Consider the following 25,673-nt stretch of genomic DNA (forward strand, 5'->3'; position numbering starts at 1 on the left):
CGCAGGCCTTGCTCAATTTCCCAATCTTTTTAAACCCTGTTTGGCTTCTGCTTCGATGCTGCTTTCGTACTCGTGGTTTTTCATGCCGATAGCTGTATTAAAGCTGGCCTTGGCTTTAGCGGGATTGCTTTTTTCGTAGATCTTTCCCATTTGGATGGCCGCTTTGGCCGCATAATAGTATTTTAGGTTTTTGCCTACATTAATGGCGTTTTGGTAATTGGCAAGCGCCAATTCATCCTTGCCCAGGTCGTCGTTTATACGCCCCAGGCGATAATAATATTCTGCTTTATCTTTTGGCGAGGTATAATCGTCGGCATTGGTACTATTCAGTAGTTCGGCAGCCTTGGTCAAATAGGCTCCATCAAACAACAGGCGGGCTTTGAGCAGGGTTTTGTTCGGAACCGGTGCATTGGCATCATTCAGCGCCTGCTTGTCTCTTTCCTGATAAGTATAGCCACTTGATTTGGCTTTGGCGGCATAGGCATTATAACCCGCATCATCGCCTTTTAACAGCGCAATCCAACCTAAATGCAGATTGGCATCCTTGATGTAGTTTACGCCTTTATTGGTCTGCAAAAAACGATCGAAGGAAGCCGAGGCGCTATAATCGAGTTTGTTGAGCTTGGCAATGCCCATCAGGTAGTCCAAATAAGGAAAAGCCTGGTAATAAGCTCCAGTAGGCCTATTGTTCAATATTTCGATAGCCTCGTCGTTATGCCCGTTGCGGGTGCACACGTAAGCCTGCAGGTAGGATTTGAGCAGGCTGCTGTCGGCAATGCGCGCCGTATACTTCATGGTTTTGGCATAGGCTTGCGGGCTTTTGGCGACATCGGAGAGCACATAGGCGTAGTAGAACACGGTTTCTTCGTAAAACGGTTCATAGGTAGACTTAGGCAGGTTTTCTGCCAGTTTGTCGAGCATGCTTAAGCCTTGCTGCAAATTGCCCCTTAAGCCAAAGGTAGAAAGTGTCGACTTCAAAAAGCCATCGGGCAAGGCCCCAATCACGGCATTGATAAATCCCAGTCCTTTGCCATTGAGGTGAAAGCCAGGAAACTTCTTGCTGTTGTCTTGCAACATGCCGTTAGCTCGGTTTATCTCTCTAGCCGCCGTTAAATAAGCGCCGTACCTTCCCCTAATGAGCGCCCATTGCAAATTGATTTCGGCCTGGGCATACAAATAATAAGGCGATGTTTTATCATCGTCGCTAATCTGGTCTATGCGGGCACTTTTATTGGCTTCGAGCCGCTCAAATTCGGTCTTGCTCTCGGTAGTAATGAGGTAAAAATAATCTACATAGTTTTCCAGCAAGGGCACAATGGAATTGTTCGGGCGCACCTTTTTCTCGTTGGCAATCAGCTGGCGGGCAGTGGCCAGTTTGAGCTCAAAAATATTTTGGTAGGCCTTGAGGCAGTTGGCATTAAAATCGAAGTTGGCCAGGGCCAGGTTTGGAACTGCCAAGCAGCAGCAAAGAAAGAGATATTGGATAAAGCGTTTAATACGTACGGGTTTAAGCATAGATTGCCGTTGGTCTTTAAAAATTTAAGTTACTGATTTTATATAACGTTAAAAAACCGCCGATGTTTTTGTGAACAAAACAAACTTAAATCTTTCTAGGTCCGTGCAAAGCTTGCATTGCAAAAAAGGCCGGATTTTCATCCGGCCTTTTCCTATTTTGTTATGCTTCTGTTTCGCTAAGCTCATGGGTCAATGCTTCATCAACCAAGATACGGCCACAGTGCTCGCAAACGATTACTTTTTTGCGCTGACGGATATCCAATTGGCGCTGAGGCGGAATTTGGTTGAAACAACCTGAACATGAATCCCTATCAATAGTTACGACAGCCAGACCGTTAACCGCATTGTTTCTCAACCTGTGGTAAGCGGTTAGCAAACGTTCTTCGATTTGGGTTTCTGCTTTTTCTGCTTTTTTCAACAAAGCCTGTTCTTCTTTTTCAGTTTCGGCAGTAATGGTTTCCAACTCTGTTTTCTTTACGTCCAAATCGCCTTTTCTAGCTTCGATATTAGCCAGGGCTTGCTCATAAACTTCGGTTTTAGAAGTGATTTCGAAGCCATGCTCCTTGATTTTCTTCTCGCAAACCTGTATTTCCAGGTTCTGGATTTCTACTTCTTTGGTTAAAGCGTCGTATTCTCTGTTGTTTTTTACGTCTTTTAATTGTGCTTCGTATTTTTTGATCAGGCTTTGCGCTTCTTTGATCATGTTTTTACGGGTTACGATTGCATCTTCAGTATCGTCTAATTCAGCTTTGATTTTTTGTATACGCGTTTCTAATCCGGCTACTTCATCCTCTAAATCAGCTACTTCCATAGGCAACTCGCCTCTAATCTGACGGATTTTATCAATCTTGGTGTGAAGATTCTGTAATTCGTATAAAGCTTTTAGCTTTTGCTCTACTGTTTGTTCCATTAAATGAAATAATTTATGGGGTTTGTGTTATGCTCCGTTAAACGGATTGCAAAGTTAGGAAATTTTTCTTGAATATTCTCTATCAACAAATTAGATGTAAATTGTTCGCTTTCATAGTGTCCGATGTCGGCAATAACCAGGTGTTGTTCGGCGTCAAAAAACTCATGGTATTTAAAATCGGCTGTGATAAAGGCATCAGCGCCAGCGGCTATGGCCTCTTTCAGCAAAAAACTGCCAGATCCGCCACACACGGCCACTTTTTTTATTTTTTTAGGCAACAAGGCCGTATGCCTGATTACTTTGGCCTGCATGCGGTCTTTAACCAAAGCCAAAAAATCTTGTCCTTCCATCTCTTGTGGCAACCAGCCTACCATCCCTGCACCTACGGTTTCGAGCTTGTTGGCTATGGGGTAGATATCGTAGGCTACCTCTTCGTAAGGGTGGCTTTCGAGCAGGGCCAGCAACACTTTGCGCTCGTCCTGTGCTTTAAAAACCGTTTCGATCCTGATTTCGGCCTCGTGGTGCTGCCGGCCTTTTTCACCCACAAAGGGGTCGCTTCCTTCGCCGGCCTTGAAGGTTCCGGTTCCGGCACCGTTAAAGCTGCATTCGCTGTAGTTGCCAATATGGCCTGCACCCGCAGCAAACAAGGCCTCGCGTACCTGGCCTGCTTGTGCCTCCGGACAAAAAGTGACCAGTTTTTTAAGCAGGTTTCCCTTTGGCGACAGGATTTTTGCTTGTTGGATGCCCAGTTGTTTGCAAATCCGCGCATTCACACCATTAGCCATGTGGTCTAGATTGGTATGGATGGCATATAGGGCGATGTTGTGCCGAATGGCCTTGAGTACCACGCGTTCTACATAGGTTTTGCCATTCAGCTTTTTAAGCCCTTTAAAGACAATGGGGTGGTGCGTAATGATCAGGTTGCAATTTTGGGCAATCGCCTCGTCTACAAGCTGTTCGGTACAATCGAGCGCCACCAGCGCCGCCTGTATCTCATCGTTGGGATGGCCTACAATAAGGCCCGAATTGTCATAATCTTCCTGGTAGTTGAGCGGGGCCAGGCTTTCGAGGTAATTGGTAATTACGGCTAACTTCATGGTATAAAAATAGCAAATCCTTGCAGGATTTGCACCTACAAGGATTTTTATACGGGTAGTGGTGGCCTAGTATTGTTTAAAACCGCCCATTCTTACCATTTGCAAGCTTTCGAATACCATGCGTTGGTTGTGCTCAAAGGCCAGGCTTTTGTGGTTGATGATGTCTACAATCGACCCGATCAAACATAAACCTCCGGTTAACAAGTACAGGATACCCATCCCAATTTGGTTAACGATGAAACGTTGCAGGCCGGGAACCAAGAAAAGACCGATCACACAGAAGAGCAACATATCACTTGGATTTTTCCTCTTGCCTGAGTAGATCATTAAAAATGTGCGTACTTGTTGTTCGTCAAGACCACTGGTTGCAGTTTGCAAGTATGAATATTCTTGAGGGGTGATACCCGGTAATGCCATAAATTGTGCGTCAAACATAGCTTTATCCTCCTAATATTTTAATTTAAATTCCTTTTTAAATAATTGTTTACTGAGCTGGTAAATGCGGTAGCCGATCAAGAGCAGGGCGGGTATGCCAAACCAATGTTGGGCTAAGCTTGCATTCACATCTCCATGGAACAATGCGGTTATCGACCTTCCTAAGCCACAACCCGGACACCAGGTTATGCCTAAATTTGCCAACGGGCAAAGGCTGAAATGATGCTCGTGAGGATTAGCCGTTGCTAGCAATACTAAAGCCAACACCCAAAACAACAGTTCTACCGGAAAGCTGCGAATATACTTCATGTTTCCTTGTTTTAATAATTAGATATAAAGGTACTAGGTTTGTTACTGATGCGCATTTTGATTTCGACCAACGCTAAAAATTACCCGACAAACTGGCAAATGCAGGCTAAGAAACAATTTAGGCTCGGGCTATTTGGCCTTTTAATCCTTTTGTTCGAAACACCGGAGGACTTATTCCCAAAAGCGCTAAGCCTCAAGTTGTACCAATTGTCATTTCGACAGAATTTAGCGGGTGGACATTTGCAAATGCTTATCTTTGTATAGTGAACATCCGCGACCTGATCAACAGATACAAAACCGACGAGCGTGTGCAAGCTGTGGCGCAATCGCTCAACAAAGGCAAGGGCAGCAAAACCCAACTTAAGGGATTGGTGGGCTCTGCCGATGCCGTAATTGCCGTTGCCACCTACTTTTTGCTACACAAACCCCAGCTTTTTATTATGCCCAACCGCGAAGAAGCGGCTTATTTCCTTTCCGATTTAGAAGGCATTTTGGGCATAGATGTACTGCTTTTCCCTTCGTCTTTTCGCAAACCGTTTGAATTTACCCAGATCGATACGGCCAACGTATTGGCCAGGGCCGAGGTGCTGAACGAACTGAACCACCAGTCTGAATATGGCAAAATTGTGGTCACCTATCCAGAGGCCTTGGCCGAAAAGGTAATTGACCGTTCCATTCTCGAAAAAAACACCTTGGAAATCAGCTTGGGTGCCAAGCTCAGCATCGATTTCATCAACGAGTTTTTGATTGAATACGATTTTGAAAGATCCGATTTTGTGTACGAACCGGGACAATTCTCCATCCGTGGCGGCATTGTAGATATTTTTTCTTTCTCCCACGAACTGCCCTACCGCATCGAATTTTTTGGCGACGACATCGAAAGCATCCGCACCTTCGAAATAGACAGCCAGCTTTCGGTAGGCGAGGTAAAAACCCTTACCATTGTACCCAATGTACAAGCCAAATTTTTAACCGAGAGCAACATCAGTCTGCTCGACTATATTGAAAAAGACACCCAGCTTTGGTTTAAGGATGTTGATTTGACTTTGGATGTGGTGAAAAGCGGCTACAAGAAAGCCAATGAGCTTTGGAAGGCGCTTTCTATGCCCGAAAAGCAGCAGAACCCGAACTGGCTCGACCCCAAGTTTTCTTTTTCCGACGAAAAGATGCTGGCCGATCTGTTCCAGGATTTTTCTGTGGTCGAATTTGGCAAACAGTTCTTTTACCAAACCGATTCTGTTTTCCAGTTCGATACCAAGCCCCAACCTTCTTTTAACAAGGACTTTAATCTCTTGATCCACAACCTGAAGGAAAACGAGAAGGCCCATATCCACAATTTTATCTTCACCAATTCGACCAAGCAAACTGAGCGCTTGTATGCCATTTTGGATGATATTGATAAAACGGCAAAGTTTACGCCGGTTAATATTCCGTTGCGCGAAGGCTTTGTAGACCTGGTGCAGCAAATGGCTTTTTATACCGATCATCAGATTTTTGATCGTTTCTACAAATACCAGCTCCGCAAGGGCTACCAACGTAGCCAGGCCATTACCCTCAAAGACCTGCGCGAGCTGAAGCCCGGCGATTTTGTAACCCACATAGACCACGGCATAGGCAAATATGCAGGCCTGGAAAAAGTAGAGGTTAACGGCAAGATACAGGAAATGATCCGTTTGGTGTATGCCGACAATGACCTGCTTTACGTGAACATCAACTCGCTTAACCGTATTGCCAAGTTTAGCGGCAAAGACGGTACGCATCCCAAAATGAACAAATTGGGAACCGAGGCCTGGGACAAACTCAAGAAAACCACAAAAAAAAAAGTTAAAGACATTGCCCGCGACCTGATCAAGCTTTACGCCATGCGCAAGGCCCAATCGGGTACCGCTTTTGCGCCCGACGGCTTCTTAGAAACCGAATTGGAGGCTTCTTTCATTTACGAAGATACCCCAGACCAGGTAAAAGCCACCAGCGACGTGAAAAAAGACATGGAAGCCCCGCATCCTATGGACCGTTTGGTTTGTGGCGACGTAGGCTTTGGCAAAACCGAAATTGCGGTACGCGCCGCCTTCAAAGCCGTAGCCAATGGCAAGCAGGTAGCCGTGTTGGTGCCTACTACCATTTTGGCGTTGCAGCATTTCAAAACATTTTCGTCGAGGTTAAAGGAATTTCCTTGTACGGTCGACTATATCAACCGCTTTAAAACCAGCAAACAGATTAAAGATACTTTGGCCCGTGTGACCGAAGGCAAGGTAGACATTGTAATTGGTACGCATCGTTTGTTGAGCAAGGATGTAAAGTTTAAAGACCTGGGCCTGATGGTGATAGACGAAGAGCAGAAATTTGGGGTAGCCGCCAAAGAAAAGCTGAAGTCGCTGCGCGTCAACGTAGATACACTTACCCTTACCGCAACGCCTATTCCGCGTACCCTGCACTTTTCGCTGATGGGCGCGAGGGATTTGTCGATCATGAGCACGCCACCGCCCAACAGGCAACCTGTTAACACCGAACTGCATGTGTTTAACGACAAGCTGATCCAAGATGCCGTTCAGTACGAATTGGATCGTGGCGGACAGGTTTTCTTTATCCACAACCGTGTTGACGATTTGAGGCAACTGGGAGGGCTGATCCAGAAACTGGTGCCGAAGGCGCGTATCGGCATTGCACACGGACAGCTAGACGGCGACGCACTGGAAGATGTGATGCTCGATTTCATTAATGGTGAAAAAGACGTGTTGGTAGCCACCACGATTATCGAAGCGGGCTTGGATATTCCGAATGCCAATACCATTATCATCAACCATGCGCACATGTTTGGCCTGAGCGATTTGCACCAAATGCGCGGACGCGTGGGCCGATCGAACAAAAAGGCCTTCTGTTATTTGTTAACCTTGCCAATGTCGACATTAACCAACGAGGCCCGTAAACGCCTAAGCGCCATTGAAGAATTTTCTGACCTGGGCAGCGGTTTTAACATTGCCATGAGGGATTTGGACATTAGGGGCAGTGGCAATTTGCTGGGTGGCGAGCAAAGCGGCTTTATTGCCGAAATTGGCTTCGAAATGTACAACAAGATTCTAGACGAAGCTATTCAGGAGCTGAAGGATGCCGAGTTTAAGGATTTGTTTAAAGACGAACCGCAGCGTCCTTTTGTAAGTTTTACCCAAGTAGATACCGATTTGGAACTGCATATTCCGGATGATTACGTGACCAATATCACCGAGCGCTACAACTTGTATACCGAGCTTTCCAAACTCGAAACCGATGCCCAACTCCATGCTTTTGAACAAGAACTGCACGATCGGTTTGGACCAGTACCTGCGCCTGTAAAAGGGATGACCAAGGTATTGCGCCTGCAATGGGTGGGCAAAAAACTGGGATTCGAAAAGCTGAGCTATAAAAAAGGCATTTTGCGCGGCTATTTTGTAAGCGACAAACAATCGCCCTTTTTCGATTCTGAAATATTCAACAAGGTTTTGGCCTTTGCACAGCTGCATCCGCGCCTGTGCAACCTCAAAGAAGTAAAAGATACCCTGCGCATTTCTTTCGACAACATCAATAATGTTGATGAGGCGATTGAAATGTTGGAAATGATTTTGTAGCAACCGTCTTCGGAGCTTTGAAAACTTCGAAAACAATCAACCTAACCAAATATGGATTCTCAAATCTTATTAGACCTGGTCCGCGTTAAAATGCCTTACGGAAAGTACAAGGATTGGCTAATCTGTTCCCTGCCCGAGCCCTATTTGGTGTGGTACCGGGAAAAAGGCTTTCCGGCCGGGAAACTGGGCCAGTTACTGGCCACCATGTACGAAATCAAAGCCAACGGACTGGAATATTTATTGCACCCGCTGAAGCAATAAATTTGGCCATTGGCACAAATCGATAGACCTTAATAAAAGTGCATTCTTGCGAAGTGTTAAAAGCTTCGCAGGAATGCTTAAATGTTATTTTATCTCACAACCGTCCTCATCACAGATGGCATCGTTATTTTTATTCAAAGAGGTTAACTGTACCTGAGGCTGGGATGCCTTCCATTCGTTAAAGCTTTGCGTTAGCGCTTCTTTAAATGCAGGCACGGGCTGTGCGCCAGAAAGCGCATATTTGCGGTCTAATACAAAATACGGAACGCCCCTAACGCCCAGTTGCTGACTTTCATAAATATCGTAACGAACGGCTTCGGCATATTGATCGCTTTCCAGAACGCCTTTTACCAAAGTCTCGTCCAAACCCAATTCTTGACCAATGGCCAACAGCACTTCGTCTTTTGACACATCCAAGCCATCGATAAAATGGGCCTTAAACAACACTTCTTCGGCTTGGTCTTGCAAACCTTGGCTCGCCGCAAAATGAATCAACCTGTGCGCTTTAAATGAGTTTGCGGGAATATTAGCGTTGAAGTCTATATCCAGTCCGGCGTTTTTGGCCATTTGGGCCACCTGAACGGTTAGGCCTTGCGCCTGTTCGCGGCTCATGCCCTTGCTTCGGGCCAGGTAACTGTACAGGTCTTCGTTATTGGTATTTTGGTATTCGGGATTAAGCTGAAAACTTTTCCATTCTACCTCGATTTCCTTTTGAAAAGGCAAGCTTTGCATGGCTTCTTCAAAGTGCCTCTTGCCGATATAGCAAAACGGGCACATCACATCTGACCAGATTTCTACTTTCATGGCACAAAGGTACGGCAGGCCTTTGGGGAAATGGTAAGCAGGGGGTAAAAATCACCAAAAGAAAAGTTATTACTATGCTCGCAATAACCATTTGGTTTTGGTCACATTAGTTGGTTTCCCGTAAACGATAATGTGGACAAAAAATATATCTTTGCCGCTCAAACAAACTATTTAAAAAATGAAAAAATTCCTATTAACGCTCTTCATCTCTGGGGCTTGCCTTGCCGCAAGCGCTCAACTTGAAGGCTCAAAGCAAGTTTTTGAAAGCCCGCAACTCAAAACCGAAATTGCCAAACACAAAGTTATCGCCATCCTCCCGTTCAACACTAAAATCACCTACAAAAAACAACCTAAAAACTTTAGTCAGGAGGCCAATCGCGAACAAGAAAAAACAATGTCTAAATCTATCCAGTCGAGCTTGTTCACTTTCTTGCTGAGAAAAGCCAGCAACTACAGCGTTACTTTTCAGGATGTAGAAAAAACCAATATTTTATTGAAGAAAGCCGGAATGCTTGATAAAATGGATGAGTTTACCAAAGACGAGGTTGCGAAAGCCTTAGGCGTTGATGCCGTATTGGGTGGCGATTTTATCACCGAGCAAACCAAATCGGAAGCCGGTGCCATTGCCTCAGCCGTACTTTTTGGCGGCTTTGGTGGCAAAACAGGAACCGGTACCTTAACCTTAACGCTTAATGATGGTAACGGCGATTTGTTATGGCGCTTTTTCAAAACCATGAACGACAACATTACTACTTCTACCGATGATTTGGTAGAGCACATGATGCGCAAAGTTTCCAGAAACTTTCCTTACGCCAAATAACAAAAAAGCTCCCGAAATAATCGGGAGCTTTTTTTTATTCCATTTATGGGTAACGCTACCAGCAAATTATTTATACAACTGGTTAAACATCCACTTAAATGTTCCATGGGTTTGAGCCCTGAAGGTGATTTCTGGTCCGAAGGCGAATAATTTTCCTTTGCCGTAATCGGCTTCGAAAGCGGTTACGCCATCTTGCAGGTAGCTTTGGCCCCAGGCCCAGCCGCTGCGCAATGGTGTGGCATTGGCAAACCAAGCCAATGGTTTGATTTTTCCACTCGAAACGGCGTCGGCACTTAATTTAAACACCGGACTGTTGTCAAAATAAACATCAGCGGTGCTATCCATGCCCCAGTTGGCAGGTTGCTTGCTATCTAATGCCACATTCAACACGCTTCCTGGCACATAATATTTCTCTGCAGGCAGTCTTTTTTCTACACCGCCAACCAATTCTACAATCGCATTGCGAACCGGCAGCTCGAGGTGGTTTGCCAAATTCGTAGCGCTGCCAATGGTTACGATATCGCCACCGGCTTCCAAGAATTTTTTCAGTTGCGGAATTGATTTTTCTTGCGTCATCCTTCCAATTCTGCCTCTATATTCTGCGGGAACGGTTTCTGGTGCCGGGCCAAAGCCTCTTCCGCCGGCATTGGCCGGATTTGGATTGAAGGCCGGGATAGAACCATCAACAAAAACAATGACATCGTATTTGTCTTTCAGGTTGCCCGCATCAATGTCTGGTGCATAAATAACCGTTGCATAAAAATGGTACTGTTCCATAATGAAACGGATCCAGCCCGAATCCATAGAGCCCCCGTAAGTGTCCCAAAGGGCAATACGGGCAGGGGCAATTTTTACCGCCTTGGCTGGTTTTTGAGCCGCCATTACGCGCATGCCAAAGCCATGTTCCGCTTTATCCAAAATGCTTTTCGCCTTGGCCGATGCCGGTACGTAGAAAGAACCGTCGGCTGTGTTTCTGTATACTTCGGCGCCGCCTTTTAACAGTTCGTTTACCGCCAAGAAACTTTCGTTGGCCTTGGCGCTCAACACATAGCCGCTGCCGCTTGGCAATGCCTTTGGCGTAGCTTTGATCAGTTCGCCATAAGGCAGTTTTTCAAAAGGGCCATCAAAAGGCTCCAGAATACGATCAAATTTCACATTCATCAAATAAGCCAAGGTCCAGCCTGCCGCATCGTAAGGCGCAATTGGGGGGCCTCCTTCGTATTTAAAATCGTTAGGGTGGTCTTGTGGCTCAAACATATCCAAAACATGCGGCCGGAAAGCCTGATCGGTTTTTACCACATAAGAACCTGCCGGATAGGATTTGCCAGCTACCGTAAAAGGTGCCGTGGCTTTTTGCACACGAATCCCGGTCCTGATCAGCGCGTTTAAGAAACGAATGGCCGTTGTAAAATCCTGTTGGTCGGCCGAAAGGATATAGCCTCTTGCATCCCTGTTTTTAGGCGCTTTCATAACCGTATCCAAGTATTTAATCGGCATGCCTCCACGATTGAACTCGCCACCAGGACCCGTGGTTGTTGCTTTTTTATCTTTTTGATAGGCTTCGTTAATGGCATCGATCTTTTTGGGCGAGAAAGACCAGGTGTCTTTGCCGCCACGCTCAATAGAGTTGCGGCCCATTTGGTAAATATTGTACAACAATTCATCGCCGTAGCGTTGCGCATAGTTCAATACCGCATAGTTCAACGAAATCGAATAGTCGATCGAGTTTTTGAAATACCATTTTTGCGGCAGGACCGGGTTTGGCGAATCGCCGTTTGGCAACAGGCGAGAAGGCACCAATGGAATATCGGAAGGGGTTGGACTGCCTACAATTTCGGTCAGCAAGCCAATCATGTTGTGGAAATACGTCGTGGTGCGCAAACCGCCGTTATACCAGGTAGAAAATACCGATCCGCCACGTTGGGTATAGCCTGGCTTGGCTTCTACGTTCATGCGGTTGTGCATGGCTGCGCCCACGGCATCGATACTGGTTAAAATAATTGGATCGAATACATAGTTGTAAGGATCGCGGTAAGGAGGGCCTGCTACCACGGTACCTGCAGGACCCGCCTGATGGTGGTTATACATGATCTGCGGAATCCATTCAACAAACAACTGACGGCCCATATTTTGCGTTTCCTTCAGGTTTAGCATGAAAAAATCGCGGTTATTATCGTGACCGGCATATTTTTCGTACAAGCGGGGTAAGCCGTTGATCGAACGTTTTTTAGGGTCTTTTTCACGCATGTACCAATCGCTCACCAGCTCTTGTCCATCAGGATTGGCGTGGGTCATTAGCACAATTACCTTATCTAATATCTTGGTGGTTTCGGCATCGGTACGACTGGCCAGGTTATAGGCCATCTGGATGAGCTGATGTGCACCAACCACTTCATTGGCGTGCAAGCCGCCATCAATCCATACTACCGCTTTGCCTTCGGCCGCCAGGGCTTTGGCCTGGTCTTTGGTCAAGTCTTCGGCATGCGCTAGTTTTTGTGAAATTTCTTTATACTTCTCCAGGTTTTTTTGGTTTTCTGGCGAGGTAATGATGAGCATGTATTGGCTTCTTCCTTCTTCGGTTTTGCCGATATCAACCAGCTTTACACGGTTGGAGCTGGCGGCCAATTTTTTAAAATAAGCTTCGGTTTGGGTGTAATTGGCCAGCTGGTAATCGTCGCCAATGTCAAAGCCAAAATGAGATTTCGGCGTAGGAACGGTTTGTGCCCAGACGGTTTGCACGCTAAAAAGCAAGGCCAACAGCCACAGGCTACGCGGGTAAAATTTTGCCATAAATTAAGTTTTGTTAGTTATATCAAATATAAACTGCTTTGGCCTTGAACGTATTGCTGCGATTGATTTGTTACAAGAATGTTGCGCACAATGGTGCCACCTGGCCTAAGCTGCCCGATAAATCAATCTGGATATAAGAGATATTTTGCGCGTATTGTCTTGAACTTTCCTAATCCCGGTTCCCAGCTTTTTCTGATTTCGGCTTCAGACATTCCCGCTATAATCTGTTTTCTCAGCTGGTCTGTACCTATGCGCAAATCGAAAGGAGATACCCCATTCGCTCTTTCTTTGCCAAAGAAATTGGCTTTGTCTGGATAGGCCTTATAGAGCTCTATCAGCCATTTCAAATTAAGCTTACGGCTTTTCCTTAAGCTGCCGATGTCGTAGTTGCGAAGGTCGAGGCCATAGCAAACCGTGTCTTTGTGGTTTGGCCACTCGCTCATTCCGGCAATACTAACCGGTTTGTACGAAAACGAATACTTGCCCTTTAGTGCAGGTGCGCCCAAAATGGTAAAGGGCATATAAGTTCCGCGGCCTTCATTGATCGCCGTTCCCTCAAACATGCATAAGCTTGGAAAAAGCATCACGGCTTGTTGCGTATTCAAATTTGGAGAGGGGTTAACCGGCAGCACGTAAGGCATGCTGTGGTTATAATTGGCAACTTTTATGATTTTGATTTTGCATTTCTCCTTCAAATAGCCTTCGCCGTTAAGGTATTGTGCAAACTCTCCTATGGTCATCCCGTGGGTCATGGGAGTGTAATGTATTCCAATGGCCGATTTGTACTTGTCTTCGGTCATTACTGGCCCGTCAACCACATAGCCGTTCGGATTGGGCCTATCGAGAATGAGCAGTTCTTTGCCGTTTTCTGCACAGGCTTCCATTACATGCTCTAGCGTATTGATATTGGTGTAATAGCGGCAACCTACATCCTGGATATCAAATACCATCAGGTCTATATCTGCCAGCTGTTCTTTTGTAGGCTTCTCATTTCGGCCATACAAAGAGATGATCGGAAGGCCGGTTTTCGCATCTTTCTCATTGCCCACCGCCGCTCCATTGCTGGCATTACCCCTAAAGCCATGTTCGGGGCCAAACACTTTTACAATTTTAATTCCAAGGCTCAATAAGCTGTCTACGCTGCTTTTCTTGCCTATTATCGAGCTCTGGTTGGCAACCAGTCCAATCCGTTTTCCCTTGAGGTAAGGCAAATATTTTTCGGTTTGGTCTGCACCTGTAACAATCTCCTGCTTCTTGGAAATTTTTTGTTTTGCCCCTACTATTTGCACGCTAAAAAGCAACAGCAGCAGCCCTAAGCCACGAAGATGAAATTTTGCCATAAAATTAGTTTTGTTGGTTAAATATAGCTCGCTTGGGCTTTGGTAGGCTCGCAGCTATTGATTTTGTTACAAGAGCGGCCCTACTTAATACAAAATCAGGTACAAGTACGCGTATACTACCGGTGCAGCAATCAAAAGTCCGTCAAAGCGGTCTAAAAAGCCCCCATGGCCCGGCAAAAAGCTGCCCGAATCCTTAGCGTCCAAACTTCTTTTCAGCATCGATTCAACCAAATCGCCCAAAGTACCAAAACATACGATAAGTACCGCCATGCCCGCCCAGACCCAACTGGCCTGCTCGGTAAATTGGGTAGAGATTACATAAGAAACCAGCACGCTGGTAAACAAGCCTCCAAAAAAGCCTTCCCACGATTTTTTGGGCGAATGGCGTTCGAACAGCCTGTGCTTGCCAAATTTCATCCCAAACAGGTAGGCGCCCGTATCACTGGCCCAAAGCATCAATAAAAAGGCCAGGGGCAAATGGAAATTGTAGTGGTTAAAATCGTTGAGAAACCCCAGCGAATAAAAGAAGCAGAAAGGTATGGTTACATAAACAAAACCAATAAAAGTATAGGATATATTGGCAAAGGGAATTTTGTTCTTTTTGTAGAGCTCCACAATAAAGATCGAAAACAGCAGCGGCACAATGAGCAGAAGATATTTCAGTTCATACTGGAAAAAATGATAGCCAGCCGTAAGGCCAAAAATAACTGCCGCCGCCAGTACGCCCATGTTCCGGTGGGGCCTGATCCCCCCTATCTTAACCAGTTTATAAAACTCGAGCAAAGCCACCAAACTCAAGGACAAATAGAAAAAGGTAAAGGTATAGGCGCCCAAAAAAATGGAGCCTAACATCACGATGGTAAAGAAAAAAGCGGTAATGGCCCGGGTTTTCATAAAAGTTAAAATGGTATAAATTAAGGGTTAGGATGTGGCTCAATGCCTACTGTCGATTCTTTGGGTTTGGTTTGCTGTTTTAAATAGCCGAACAAAGCTACGGTTAATGCCAGACTAATCAAGGCCAAATACCAGGGCAGTCCAGCGGTATCATCCCGATCTATGGGCAAATTGTTTTTTTGCATGTAAAACGCCACGCAAACGGCATAGGCGTTGTTTAAAAAATGGGCAAAAACCGTATACCAAATGCTTTTGGTCCACCAATAGATATAACCAAACATAGCGCCCAAAAACATCCTCGGAAAAAAGCCGAAGAACTGAAAATGGATGGTGCTGAAAATGGCCGCCGAAATCCAAATGGCCACATGCGGATTTTTAATCCAGCGCAAAAAGCATCGCTGCAAAGCCCCCCTAAAAATAAATTCTTCGCAAATGGCCGGTATGAGGGCTACTACGGTGATGTTGACCAAAAGTGCGCCTATTGATGACATTTTTAAAATCGCCTTGGTCGTTTCCTCGCCTTGGTTTTCTAAATAGCGCATCCAGTCTTCAACTTTTTTCAGCGCCACTGGAAGATGCATCTTTTGGTTCAGCTCGGTTACCCAGCCCATAAAAGGCACAGCGGCCAACATGATCAAAAAAACAAGGCTCAGCCAATTTATCTTGGGGGCTGTAGTGCCATAAAACCGATTAGGGTTTTTACCTTCTGTTACCCCTAGCATCAGTGCCGGAGCCAAAAAGAAAAAAAGCTGCTGTGCGGTTAGCAATATTTTAGTCGCATTCACGCTTCCATTTAAATCCAGCTGGCCACTAAATATAGCCATCATCGACTCGGAGCCATAGCCGATATAAATAATGAGCACGCTAACCACAATGCAGGCAATGAACCCCATCCCAACTAGCAAGCCCAAAAATACCAATTGTACAAATGGGTGCTTCTCTGTGGCCGTTTCTTTTATAAAATCCATTTCAATGTAAAGATGCTCAAGTATTTGGCTGTTAAAAGCGCATTAAAAACAAAGTTTGTACCTTTGTAAAAATTAGTTGAAGATAGACAAATGTCGGTAAAGATAGGAAATATAGATTTAGGAGAGTTCCCCTTGTTGTTGGCGCCTATGGAAGATGTGAGCGATCCACCTTTCCGCTACGTGTGCAAACAGGGCGGTGCCGATTTGATGTACACCGAATTCATCTCTTCTGAAGGGCTTATCCGCGATGCGGCCAAAAGCCGTCAGAAACTCGATATTTTCGAATATGAAAGGCCCATTGGCATCCAGATTTTTGGCAGCGACATCGAGAGCATGCGCGAGGCTACCGAAATTGCGACCCTGGCCAAACCCGACCTGATGGATATCAACTATGGTTGCCCTGTTAAAAACGTTGCCTGCCGCGGTGCGGGCGCCAGCTTGCTGCAGGATGTAGACAAGATGGTAAAAATGACAGCAGCCGTAGTCAAGGCAACCCATTTGCCCGTTACCGTAAAAACCCGCCTGGGCTGGGACGATAATACCAAAAACGTTTACGAAGTGGCCGAACGCCTGCAGGATGTAGGCATACAGGCCCTGACCATACATGGACGTACCCGTGCGCAATTGTACAAAGGCGAGGCCGATTGGACTTTGATCAGGGAAATTAAACGCAACCCGCGTATCAAAATCCCTATTTTTGGCAATGGCGACGTAGACAGTCCACAAAAAGCCGCCAACTGGCGCCTGGAATACGAAGTAGATGGCATTATGATTGGCCGTGCGGCTATTGGCTATCCCTGGATATTCAGGGAAGTAAAGCACTTTTTCAAAACCGGCCAGCTTTTGCCCGGCCCAACCCTCGATGAAAGGATGCTGGCCTGCCGCACCCACCTCAACAAATCAATCGAATGGAAAGGACCAAAAGTAGGCGTATTCGAAATGAGGAGACATTATGCCAATTATTTTAAAGGCCTGCCCGATTTTAAACCTTACCGGATGCAGTTGGTCAAAGAAGAAAATATCGACACCATTCATGCCATTTTGGACGAAGTGTCAGAAAAATATGCAAATGACATGCCTTTTGTAGAAATGGCTTGATTATTGAATTGCATTTCTTAATTTTAGTCATGGTTACAGCAATCACACAAGGCGTAAAAATCTCGGTAGATACCATTTATCAAGATGAGCACTCTAATCCAGCCAACGAGCATTACATGTTCGCCTACCGCATCGAGATAGAGAACTTGTCTGACTATGGCATCCAGTTGATGCGCCGTCAATGGATCATCTTCGATTCGAATGGTACTTTGCGCGAAGTAGATGGCGAAGGCGTAGTAGGCGTACAGCCTGTGATCGAGCCCGGCCAAAGCTATGCCTATGTATCAGGTTGCAACCTGAAAACAGATATGGGCAGCATGCGCGGCCACTACGTGATGAACCGTCTTTTTGACAATACCAGCTTTAACGTTGATATTCCGGAATTTCAGCTTATCGTTCCCTACAAACTCAACTAACCCTTATTTTCCTTTAACCCTTTTGGTTAACCCCTTTTTTGATACCTTTAGGGTAACCATTTGCCATTAACGTGATCCAGTTCGAACTCCTAGATCTTGCCCGAAAACAGATGCCCAACTTGGACTTGAACCAAGAAAGCGATGTGATTAGGCTAGAGAAAATATTAAAGGCCGAAATCAAGCTCAACAACCACATCAACATCAATGATGTAGAGCAGCTGCTGGATTTTTTGAGAAAAGACGGCGGAAAATTTGCTGTTTTTTTCCAAAACAAAACCATTCGGACCATTTTGAATGCCAAGGGCGAAACAATCAACTTTGCGCCTTTCGACCGCCGTGGCCTTAGCGAAGAAACCTTGAACAGCTTTGCCGAAACCTTTGCTTCCAACGTGGAAGGCTATCTGAGGGAATGTATACGGGCAGGTGCCTGGTTTAGTCTGAAGAGCCTATTCATCAATTATTCTTTTTTGGTGCAGGATTCGACCCGTGAAAACATCCGGCAACTTTTAACGCTTAAAAACAAATCGATTATACAAGCCATTTATACCCATCAGTTTGTTTCTTTCATAGATTTTAATCGCTTTTGCAGAGATGCCGGCTACTATGGCATACTGAGTATCGTAGATCCTTCTTATTTCGACCAGGATATCCTCGAAATCAATAATGCCATCTACCAAAACCAGGAAACCTCCATAGAAAGGCTCAAATTGCTTGGCGAGGTGCTTTATGCCCTTACCTATTATAATGCCCATTCGGAAGATTTACAGGCTACCCTGGCCAATAATCAGCCGGTGGCGCTCAAATGGGCTTCGATGGGCCCAAGCACCAGCAGTGGTCGCGATAACCATACCATAATCTTTGTTTCTTACATCGTAGCCGCCATCTTAATCATTATTTTAATGGCGGCAGGGGTGGGTGGCGTAAGTATATTCGTACCCATTGTTATTGCAATCGCCCGTTTGGCCAGCAGAAATATCCGTTAGCCTATTTAAGGCCAAGCGTGCCATTCTGGTCTTTGAGCGAATCTTCGGGTTTGACCTTCAACAGGTTATACATTTGCAAAATAATGGCTTTTACTTCGGCATAATCTTTCTTGGTACAAGCGGTTTGGCCTCTTTCAATAAGCACCTTCAGCTTGTTTGGATCTTGGTAGTTGTCTGCATCGATATAGGCATACTGATAAAACAGCTCGATGTAGGAATCGTCGTTTTGGTAGTATATTTCCCTGACCAAGCGATGCAAATCCCTGATTTTGGCCTTGATCAGCGAAAGCTGTCCGGAGTTTAAAAACTGAGCTTCGTTTTTAATGGCTGTTTGAAAAACCTGGTCTATTTTTAAATCTGGTTTCAACAACAGGTGCTCTCTGATATAAGCCTTCAAGCTCTGGTATTCCTCTATTTCCACATAAAGCTCCTTGTTTCTGAGCAAGCTGTCTACCTGTTGCAGCAATTTGATTTTGCGCTCATCCAAGTTATAGATCTTATCGGTTATAAAGTCGTCTTCCAGGTGGATCAGCTCCTCCAACAATTCGATAATGGTGATACGCAGCTCTTCGAGCATTTGGGCCATCGAATCGGTATCGATCAGGTCTGGCCCATCACGTTCTATTTTTTGCAGGGCATTTTCCAGTTCGGCCTGAATTTTACGTACCGAAACCTGCCTGCTTGTGGCATTGAAAACCTGATTGATTTCGAGGCCAATGGAGCTAATAAAAATATCAATGATCAGGTCTCTCGATTCGCTGACCTTAAAATTGATTTCGATGTCTGTGCCTTTGAGCAGGTTGGTCGGCAACTCTTCCGAAGAGATTTCGATATAGCCGATACATACGTTGCTAGCTGGCGATGCCGTGGCCAAACCCTCAACCACGTTGATCACCAATTGCTCGCCCGATCCCTTCATGATCGTTTTAGACGCGGTTTTATATATTTTTTTGGAAAGAGGCAAGGTGTCGTTCTTTTTGAAGATGCGCTCGAGGTAAGTTGTTCCAATGGTATCATCTATTTCGAGGCAGATATCGTTAGGCAAAGGCTGGCCCGAAATATTGTAAAGACCATGGTTTATGCTGATATCGTTTTTTTCCAACACCATTTGCTGGTATTTATCAAAAACCCTCAACTGAAACTGATTGATGGCTTTGGGAACCAGTTTAACAAACTCGTTGAATTTAGAATGAAAGGCAATCAGTCCGGTATCAAATCCGCCGTCGGTGCGGGTTAGCCGGTAGTATCCCGAAAAGTTGTTGGCCAGCACACCGGTAACGAGTTCTTCCGCGTCTTGCGAGTTCACTTCGTAAACCAGCTTTATTTCTTGGGCTGGAACGGCCGGAGCTGCTGTTGGGCTTTCGGTCTTGATTTCCTTTGGCTGTCTGTTTTTAGTGCCCGCATAATAGCTGGCGCCCACCATAATGGCCGTAGAGGGATCGATGCTCGAATCGACAAGGGTGTTGAACTGCTGCTGCAGGGTTTCCCTTACATAGGGAATGTAGGTCGTGCCACCTACTAAAACAATACGTTCTATGGCGCCGTCTTCAATTTGGTTCTTTGCCAACAGGCTTTTGGTAAGCTTAATTGTTTCTTCTACTTTTTGTTTGATCAGCTGGTTGAATGCCTGGCGGCTAATCGAAAATTCGATGAAACCGTCAGGTCTATCGAGCTCCACAAAAACCTCTTCTTTTAGCGATAGTTCCTTCTTGGCTTCTTCGGCTTTGTAAAGTAGTTCTACAAACAGCTTGTAATAAGGCGCATCGGCACCCACCATCTGTTTCCACAAATTTGTAATACCCATTTTCTGCTCCAGTACTGGGCAAAATAAATGCTCGAGCATGAGGTTGTCTATATCAAGGCCTCCTAAAAAGTTGTTTCCTTCATGATCCAGCACCCTTAGTTCGCGATGGTTTATCCTAACCAGGGCCACATCAAAGGTACCGCCACCAAAATCGTACACCAGCCATTTTTTTTCCTGATCAAGCGATAGGTTTTGGGTATTGGCATAGGCCAAACAGGCTGCTATGGGTTCTTGCAGCAACACCACTTCTTCCAGGCCTGCCTGGTAGCCCGCCGTTTTGGTGGCGTTGGATTGTACCGTTCCGAAAGACGCAGGTATGGTAATAACCGCAGCCGTTGGTTTTGGCGTACCTGCAAAGCTGAGCAGTTCTTTCAGTACCAGTACCGAAAAATCGATTGCTGTTTTATGCTCATTAATGGCCGAAACAAAATAGTTGTGCTCGCTGCCCATTTTTCGTTTAAAGCTCGAAAAAACATGTTCGGGCTGCATAGTGGTCAGCTCTCTGGCCTTGTCTCCCACCAAAATCCTTCCGTTTCTATAGGCAACTACCGAAGGCAGCACTTCCCTAAATCCGACCGGGTTTTTATAGATATTTACCTTGCCCGACTCGAATTTTCCGATTCCCGAATTGGTTGTTCCCAAGTCAATGCCAAAATTGATGTTTTCCATAGCCTTATTCTACAATTACAACCGCCTTCTGAACCAATGCCCTGTGCGTTCCTTCCTGTTTATAGATGGTTGGTTTAAGCACCTTGGTTATTTTGAGGTCGCTTCCGTTTTCGTTGAGAATATTGGCCTCTATAGCTACATCTCTTTCATCGTAGCGCTGCCCCAACGGATTGATGACCATGAAGCCCTCCTGTTCAAACTCGTGGTACAGCCGCTCAAAATTACGCGTAAACAGCGCTTTGTCGGTTTCCTTGATCTTGTTTTCTATTTCAAATACCTGGTTAATGATATGCTGCATGCTCTTTTTTGTTTCGTTGGTGTAGATTGATGACTAAGATAGATTCTTGCCGACAAATTGTTAGCCAAAAATCGATCTTTTGTTCATCAATTTAAAAAAGAAGGCGCAAAAAAAAGACGGCCATTTGCCGTCCTTCTTCAGTTTCATTGTGCTTGAATGCTATTCCCTGCTTCTGCCAAACAGCATCGATGCGTAGTACAAAAGATTGGCAAGGGCACCTAGAGCCGCAACCACATAGGTCATGGCCGCCCACCAAAGTGCATCTTTTGCCTGTACGTTTTCCTCGTCGGTGTACATAACGCTGCTGTTGTTTTTTAGCCACACCAACGCCCTATTGCTGGCATCAAATTCTACAGGTAGGGTAATAATGCTAAACAGCGTTACAATAGCCAATCCGGCTACCCCTATACCCAGTACAATCGGATTTCCGGTAAAACCAATCAGCAAAACGCCGATCAATAATACCCATTGCAAAAGGTTTGATGAAATACTCACTACAGGCACCATATTGGAGCGCAACTGTAGCCAGTGGTATGATTTGGCATGTTGTACCGCATGTCCGCACTCGTGGGCCGCCACAGCAGCGGCGGCTACGCTCCGTCCGTAATAAACGTCGGTGCTTAAATTTACGGTATAACTTGCAGGATTATAATGGTCTGTTAACTGTCCCTCCAAACTCATCACTTTCACATTGTAGATGCCGTTATCTGCCAACATCTTCTCAGCCACTTCTTTTCCCGATAAACCCGAATTGAGTTGCATCTCGGCATATTTTGAAAATTTATTCCTAAATCGCCACTGCACAAACATGCTCAATAACAGTACCGGGATGATTAAAATTAAATAGGTTCCCATATCGCTATATGTATGTTTCGGCTTGCTTAAAACAAAAAGCGTTCCCATATTTAAGCATCATGAAAAATTTACATTACATTTAATGATGCAGCAGGGCTTATCATACTGGGAACAGCAAAATTTCTTCCATGCCGATATCGTGATAATAGGCAGTGGCATAGTAGGTTTAAATGCTGCCATTGCCATAAAAACCGCGCAACCTGGGCTTAGTGTACTGGTATTGGAACGCGGTTTTTTACCTAGTGGAGCCAGCACCAAAAATGCTGGTTTTGCCTGCTTCGGAAGCATTTCTGAGCTCATTGAACAAGAAAAGCTTAGTGGTACCGATGGCCTGTACCAACTCATTGCCAAGCGGTGGCAAGGCCTCTTGAAACTGCGTAAATTGTTGGGCAACAAAAGCCTTGATTTTTACAACTTTGGGGGTTACGAATTATTTGTGCCCAGTCAACAAGAATTGGCCAACAATTGTGTATCAAAAATAAGCCATTTTAATGCTTTAATTAAAGATATTGTCCTAGAAAGTGACGTATTTGGCCTTAACAATGGTAAAATTGGCACATTTGGTTTGAAAGATGTAAGCCTATTGATCGAAAACAAGCTCGAGGGGCAACTTAATCCAGGCATGATGATGAAATCTCTGTTGGCCCTAGCCAGTTCCTTGGGCATATCGGTGCTGAACAATTGCGCCGTCAACTCGATTGAACATGAAGCCAGCCATGTCGTGCTCCAAACCAATCAAGGCCAATTTAAAAGCAAAAAAGTGCTGTTGTGTACCAATGCCTTTGCCAAGGCGCTTTGGCCAGATTTAGCCTTGGTACCCGGCCGCGGGCAGGTTGTAGTAACCCAGCCTATTCCGAACCTGAAGTTTAAAGGAACCTTCCATTATGATAAGGGCTTTTACTACTTCAGAAACATCGCCAACAGGGTATTGCTGGGCGGTGGGCGTAACCTTGATTTCAAAGCTGAAGAAACTACCGATTTTGGAGAAACGCCTTTGGTTCAAGAAGCTCTAGAGCAGCTGCTCAAAGAAGTTATCTTACCCGATACCCCTTTCGAACTCGAATACAAATGGAGTGGCATTATGGCTTTTGGCCCGGAGCTATCGCCTATTATTGAAGAAGTAAAACCCAATGTATTTTGCGCGGTGCGCTGCAACGGGATGGGCATTGCCATAGGTACCCAAACCGGACAGGAGGCTGCTGCCCTGGTGTTGCAAAGTCTTTAATCTATTTGGATAGCCACGGATTTATCCCATTAATTTTCTTGAGGTCTGAACGCTATGCATTTGGTGCTTAAAAAGATTAACAGCCATCAATTGTCGATCATTTGGTTATCGAACTTTTTAGTAATTCCATATTCAATACCCACCGATGTAAAGAAATTTTTAATAAGATCGAATTTAGGCCTTTCAAAATCTTCATTTCCCATTTTTTCCCAACTCAGTATATTATGTCGGCAACTGAAGCAGATTTCTATAAATTCGAATACCTTACCATTAACATCTAAAAAGAGAATACCGTTTCTAGGTTCATAGCACTTAGTTAGCTCTACAATTTCTGGTGCTTTGATATAACCATAATTATATATAATAGCTGATAACCTATCTATTTGCGTAAGCGTTAGTGTTTTTCGCTCTTGAAATGGCTTGGTACAAATATTCATCCACATTTGTGGCATATCCTCCTTAATCTTGTCTTGGGGTTGCCTCTGACCGCCATTTCCGTTAAATGAAACCAATTGGATTTGAGTAGCCTTATTGAATGGATATTTCAACAAACGTTTTGAAAAACTCAGGTTATATTTTTTGCCAAATATGTATTTTGCCGACAATGGGGTTTCACCTACAGGTGGTGGCTCCTTCCGTCTTTGCGCAAAAACAGCAGACGAAACCAATATCAAAATACATAAACCAAATATCAATCTCATCGCGTTGATTTTTATGGACTAATATACAAAGCAAATCTGTCAATAGTTAAGTAATTATCAGATAGTAATCCATTAGCAAAATTATTTTTATTTTTTTATTTTTGATAAAAATATTAGCAAAATGGAACTTGTAGGTATAGCTTTATTGGTCGTAATTCTAATCGTATTATTGATTATTTTATTTAAAAAACCGAATACACAAGCCAACGAAACCTTAAATTTTTTCAAGACGGAGAACCAGCGCCTGCAAGATGAAAACAACGACTTGCGCGAGCGCCTCAGCGAAGAAAAAGCCAACTTTATCAAAGCCGAAGCCTTAGCTCATTCTTACCGCGATAAACTGGCCGAACAAGGCAAAAACCTGGAAGAGCTGCAACAAAAATTCAGCTTGGAATTTGCCAACCTGGCCAATAAAATCCTCGACGAAAAAACAGCCAAGTTCACTGCACAGAACCAAAGCAACCTCGATACCATTTTAAATCCGCTCAAAGCCAATATCAAATCCTTCGAAGAAAAAGTAGATAAGGTTTACCAAGCCGAAGCGGCCGAACGAAACCATTTAAAAGGCGTTATTTTTCAGCTGATGGATCAGAGCAAACAGATCCAAAGCGATGCCAACAACCTAACCAGGGCCCTTAAAGGCGACAATAAAAGACAGGGTAACTGGGGCGAGGTTATCCTCGAAAGGATCTTGGAACGTTCGGGTCTCATCAAGGATAGGGAATACCGCATCCAGGCAAGCCTAAATAGCGCCGAAGGCGCGCGTTTGCAACCCGATGTGGTCATTGACCTGCCCGACGAAAAACATTTGATTGTAGACGCTAAAATTTCGTTGGTTGCCTACGAGCGTTTAGTGAATGCCGAAAGCGAAGAAGAAAAATTAATCAGCCTTAAGCGGCACCTGCTTTCTATCAAAAACCATATTGATGGATTGGCCGGCAAAAACTACCAAAACCTTTATCAAATCAATTCTCCTGATTTTGTATTGCTCTTTATGCCGATCGAATCGTCGTTTAGCGTGACCCTACAAGCCGATACCGAATTGTTCAATTATGCCTGGGACCGAAAAGTGGTCATTGTAAGTCCGACCACGCTGTTGGCAACTTTACGCACCATAGCCAGCATTTGGAAAGTAGACCGCCAAAACAAAAACGTTTTTGAAATTGCCGAAGAAGCCGGTGCGCTTTACGATAAATTTGTTGGCTTTTTGGCCGATATGGAAAAAATAGGCAAACATATAGACCTGACCCAAAAGGCTCATGAAGATGCCTTTAAAAAACTGCAATATGGCAGTGGCAACCTGATTGGTAAAGCCGAAAAAATCAAGAAACTAGGTGCCAAAACCAAATCTGGCAAACAAATCGATCCCAGGTTTTTAGGTAATGATCCTACAACAGACCATTAAGTTAATTGGTTTTTTGGGGAAATAAAACTTGTAAACCATTGTAAACCGCATGGTGTAAAATGGTTAAATGGTCTTCCTTTTCTAGGTATTCGAACTTTGAGTGGACCTTTGCGTCCTTAAGCAAATTTCCAAATTTTTCGGCTTCGGCTACCATTTGTTTATGCTCGTTGCCCACAGCCAGATACAGCTGTTTGCCATCAACCTGCTTAGCCAATAAACCAGGCGCCTGGTTTAACAGCGATTCTTTATCCCACCATAAACTCGGGCTTACAATAAGGTAATTATCGAATAAATCGGTTTTTTTTAAGAAAATTTCGGTAGCCAACAAACCGCCCAGCGATTGGCCAATGAGGGTTTTATTACCTACGCGATACCTTTTTTCGATAAAGGGCTGCAGCTGTCTCTTATACACATCTAAAAAAGGGGGGGGGGGGGGGGGGGGGGGGGGGGGGGGGGGGGGGGGGGGGGGGGGGG

23 protein-coding genes are annotated in these 25,673 nt (G+C 44.9%); 8 read left to right on the forward strand and 15 right to left on the reverse strand.

Features of this window, described 5'->3' with window-relative positions; translation table 11 throughout:
* Positions 1 to 12: 12 nt before the first annotated feature.
* The 5 genes from JHD69_RS04880 to JHD69_RS04900 form a co-directional block, all read right to left on the reverse strand.
* The gene (locus JHD69_RS04880) at positions 13 to 1,515 is read right to left on the reverse strand and encodes a tetratricopeptide repeat protein (protein ID WP_199137905.1); all 1,503 of its coding nucleotides are present in this window, start codon (positions 1,513 to 1,515) and stop codon (positions 13 to 15) included.
* Between the two features lie 160 nt (positions 1,516 to 1,675).
* Positions 1,676 to 2,425, reverse strand: a complete 750-nt coding sequence (locus tag JHD69_RS04885; RefSeq protein WP_199137907.1) for a zinc ribbon domain-containing protein — start codon at positions 2,423 to 2,425, stop codon at positions 1,676 to 1,678.
* Complete coding sequence (locus JHD69_RS04890; protein ID WP_199137915.1) at positions 2,425 to 3,522, reverse strand: Nif3-like dinuclear metal center hexameric protein; 1,098 nt, start codon at positions 3,520 to 3,522, stop codon at positions 2,425 to 2,427. Before JHD69_RS04890 ends, JHD69_RS04885 begins: the two co-directional genes overlap by 1 nt.
* Before the next feature lie 66 nt (positions 3,523 to 3,588).
* Complete coding sequence (locus JHD69_RS04895) at positions 3,589 to 3,939, reverse strand: TM2 domain-containing protein (protein WP_233165702.1); 351 nt, start codon at positions 3,937 to 3,939, stop codon at positions 3,589 to 3,591.
* A 30-nt stretch (positions 3,940 to 3,969) separates the two neighbouring features.
* Positions 3,970 to 4,266, reverse strand: coding sequence for a DUF2752 domain-containing protein (locus tag JHD69_RS04900; RefSeq protein WP_199137919.1), 297 nt, complete (start codon positions 4,264 to 4,266; stop codon positions 3,970 to 3,972).
* Positions 4,267 to 4,529: 263 nt separating this feature from the next.
* Here JHD69_RS04900 and mfd point away from each other — a divergent pair, with 263 nt between their 5' ends.
* Positions 4,530 to 7,868, forward strand: a complete 3,339-nt coding sequence (gene mfd, locus JHD69_RS04905; RefSeq protein WP_199137921.1) for a transcription-repair coupling factor — start codon at positions 4,530 to 4,532, stop codon at positions 7,866 to 7,868.
* Positions 7,869 to 7,919: 51 nt separating this feature from the next.
* Positions 7,920 to 8,129: a DUF3820 family protein gene (locus tag JHD69_RS04910; RefSeq protein WP_199137923.1), complete on the forward strand. Its 210-nt coding sequence runs from the start codon at positions 7,920 to 7,922 to the stop codon at positions 8,127 to 8,129.
* 84 nt (positions 8,130 to 8,213) lie between these two features.
* Here the strand turns inward: JHD69_RS04910 and JHD69_RS04915 are convergent, their stop codons facing one another.
* Positions 8,214 to 8,933, reverse strand: a complete 720-nt coding sequence (locus JHD69_RS04915) for a DsbA family oxidoreductase (RefSeq protein ID WP_199137925.1) — start codon at positions 8,931 to 8,933, stop codon at positions 8,214 to 8,216.
* Between the two features lie 178 nt (positions 8,934 to 9,111).
* Between JHD69_RS04915 and JHD69_RS04920 the strand changes: the two genes are divergently transcribed.
* Positions 9,112 to 9,753 (forward strand): hypothetical protein, encoded by a 642-nt coding sequence (locus tag JHD69_RS04920; protein WP_199137927.1) that lies wholly within the window; start codon positions 9,112 to 9,114, stop codon positions 9,751 to 9,753.
* A 66-nt stretch (positions 9,754 to 9,819) separates the two neighbouring features.
* On the opposite strand, the gene JHD69_RS04925 is transcribed toward JHD69_RS04920, so the two are convergent.
* The 4 genes from JHD69_RS04925 to JHD69_RS04940 form a co-directional block, all read right to left on the reverse strand.
* Positions 9,820 to 12,543, reverse strand: coding sequence for a M14 family metallopeptidase (locus tag JHD69_RS04925; protein ID WP_199137929.1), 2,724 nt, complete (start codon positions 12,541 to 12,543; stop codon positions 9,820 to 9,822).
* Between the two features lie 122 nt (positions 12,544 to 12,665).
* The gene (locus JHD69_RS04930; protein ID WP_199137930.1) at positions 12,666 to 13,883 is read right to left on the reverse strand and encodes an exo-beta-N-acetylmuramidase NamZ family protein; all 1,218 of its coding nucleotides are present in this window, start codon (positions 13,881 to 13,883) and stop codon (positions 12,666 to 12,668) included.
* A gap of 84 nt (positions 13,884 to 13,967) precedes the next feature.
* Complete coding sequence (locus tag JHD69_RS04935; RefSeq protein ID WP_199137931.1) at positions 13,968 to 14,777, reverse strand: phosphatidate cytidylyltransferase; 810 nt, start codon at positions 14,775 to 14,777, stop codon at positions 13,968 to 13,970.
* Positions 14,778 to 14,797: 20 nt separating this feature from the next.
* Entirely contained in the window at positions 14,798 to 15,745 is a 948-nt protein-coding gene (locus tag JHD69_RS04940; RefSeq protein ID WP_199137932.1) for a CPBP family intramembrane glutamic endopeptidase, read from the reverse strand.
* A gap of 90 nt (positions 15,746 to 15,835) precedes the next feature.
* On the opposite strand from JHD69_RS04940, the gene dusB reads away from it, so the two are divergent.
* The 3 genes from dusB to JHD69_RS04955 all read left to right on the forward strand — a co-directional run bounded on the left by dusB (position 15,836) and on the right by JHD69_RS04955 (position 18,242).
* Positions 15,836 to 16,843, forward strand: a complete 1,008-nt coding sequence (gene dusB / locus JHD69_RS04945) for a tRNA dihydrouridine synthase DusB (protein WP_199137933.1) — start codon at positions 15,836 to 15,838, stop codon at positions 16,841 to 16,843.
* A gap of 29 nt (positions 16,844 to 16,872) precedes the next feature.
* Entirely contained in the window at positions 16,873 to 17,259 is a 387-nt protein-coding gene (gene apaG / locus JHD69_RS04950; protein WP_199137934.1) for a Co2+/Mg2+ efflux protein ApaG, read from the forward strand.
* Positions 17,260 to 17,369: 110 nt separating this feature from the next.
* Positions 17,370 to 18,242: a hypothetical protein gene (locus tag JHD69_RS04955; RefSeq protein WP_199137936.1), complete on the forward strand. Its 873-nt coding sequence runs from the start codon at positions 17,370 to 17,372 to the stop codon at positions 18,240 to 18,242.
* 1 nt (position 18,243) lies between these two features.
* Here the strand turns inward: JHD69_RS04955 and JHD69_RS04960 are convergent, their stop codons facing one another.
* The 3 genes from JHD69_RS04960 to JHD69_RS04970 form a co-directional block, all read right to left on the reverse strand.
* Positions 18,244 to 20,715 carry an Hsp70 family protein gene (locus tag JHD69_RS04960; RefSeq protein WP_199137938.1) on the reverse strand — a complete coding sequence of 824 codons (2,472 nt, stop codon included), beginning with the start codon at positions 20,713 to 20,715 and terminating at the stop codon, positions 18,244 to 18,246.
* Between the two features lie 4 nt (positions 20,716 to 20,719).
* On the reverse strand, positions 20,720 to 21,013 hold the full coding sequence (locus tag JHD69_RS04965) for a hypothetical protein (protein ID WP_199137940.1): 294 nt from the start codon (positions 21,011 to 21,013) through the stop codon (positions 20,720 to 20,722).
* 159 nt (positions 21,014 to 21,172) lie between these two features.
* Positions 21,173 to 21,868, reverse strand: a complete 696-nt coding sequence (locus tag JHD69_RS04970; RefSeq protein WP_199137942.1) for a zinc metallopeptidase — start codon at positions 21,866 to 21,868, stop codon at positions 21,173 to 21,175.
* A gap of 82 nt (positions 21,869 to 21,950) precedes the next feature.
* Between JHD69_RS04970 and JHD69_RS04975 the strand changes: the two genes are divergently transcribed.
* Positions 21,951 to 23,093: an NAD(P)/FAD-dependent oxidoreductase gene (locus JHD69_RS04975; protein WP_199137944.1), complete on the forward strand. Its 1,143-nt coding sequence runs from the start codon at positions 21,951 to 21,953 to the stop codon at positions 23,091 to 23,093.
* 86 nt (positions 23,094 to 23,179) lie between these two features.
* Here JHD69_RS04975 and JHD69_RS04980 read toward each other — a convergent pair whose 3' ends face one another.
* Positions 23,180 to 23,794 (reverse strand): hypothetical protein, encoded by a 615-nt coding sequence (locus JHD69_RS04980; protein ID WP_199137946.1) that lies wholly within the window; start codon positions 23,792 to 23,794, stop codon positions 23,180 to 23,182.
* A gap of 121 nt (positions 23,795 to 23,915) precedes the next feature.
* Here JHD69_RS04980 and JHD69_RS04985 point away from each other — a divergent pair, with 121 nt between their 5' ends.
* Positions 23,916 to 25,199 carry a DNA recombination protein RmuC gene (locus JHD69_RS04985; RefSeq protein ID WP_199137948.1) on the forward strand — a complete coding sequence of 428 codons (1,284 nt, stop codon included), beginning with the start codon at positions 23,916 to 23,918 and terminating at the stop codon, positions 25,197 to 25,199.
* A gap of 1 nt (position 25,200) precedes the next feature.
* Here JHD69_RS04985 and JHD69_RS04990 read toward each other — a convergent pair.
* Positions 25,201 to 25,673: alpha/beta hydrolase (locus tag JHD69_RS04990; protein ID WP_255530396.1), on the reverse strand; the 473-nt coding region annotated here is incomplete at its 5' end.

Source organism: Pedobacter sp. ASV12 (assembly GCF_016429155.1).
GTDB lineage: Bacteria > Bacteroidota > Bacteroidia > Sphingobacteriales > Sphingobacteriaceae > Pedobacter.